General features: G+C 68.4%; 1 protein-coding gene. It reads right to left on the bottom strand.

Annotated features, from left to right (window positions below):
- Positions 1-525: sigma-70 factor domain-containing protein (locus D3A59_RS26190; RefSeq protein WP_272868042.1), on the bottom strand; the 525-nt coding region annotated here is incomplete at both ends.

Raw genomic sequence — 525 nt, 5'->3', positions numbered from 1 at the left:
CGCAGCACGGCGAACTTGGCCAGCGCCTGGTTCTTCAGTTCTTCCAGCTTCTTGGTCAGCGCCCTGGAGCCGCCGTTGCCGTCGTCGTCGTCCTCCTCGTCGAAGAAGTCGACGTCCTCCTCGGCCACGTAGTCGTCGGCCTCGTCGGCGGAGATGAAGCCGTCGACCACCTCGGAGATCTGCGCCTCGCCGGCGGCGATCCGCTCGGCCAGCGCCAGGACCTCGGCGATCGTCGTCGGCGAGGTGGAGATCGCCAGCATCATCGCCTGCAGGCCGCCCTCGATGCGCTTGGCAATCTCGATCTCGCCCTCGCGCGTGAGCAGCTCGACCGTGCCCATCTCGCGCATGTACATGCGCACCGGGTCGGTGGTGCGGCCGAACTCGGAGTCGACGGTGGACAGCGCCGCCTCGGCCTCTTCCTCGGCCTCCTCCTCGGTGGCGGTCTGCTGGCCGGAGTTCGTCAGCAGCAGCGTTGCGGCATCGGGCGCCTGCTCGTAGACGGCCACGCCCATGTCGTTGAGCATG

The sequence above is a fragment of the Caldimonas tepidiphila genome, assembly GCF_003569765.1.
In the GTDB taxonomy this organism is placed as follows: domain Bacteria; phylum Pseudomonadota; class Gammaproteobacteria; order Burkholderiales; family Burkholderiaceae_C; genus Caldimonas; species Caldimonas tepidiphila.
This window is presented reverse-complemented; position numbering and strand designations above follow the sequence as displayed.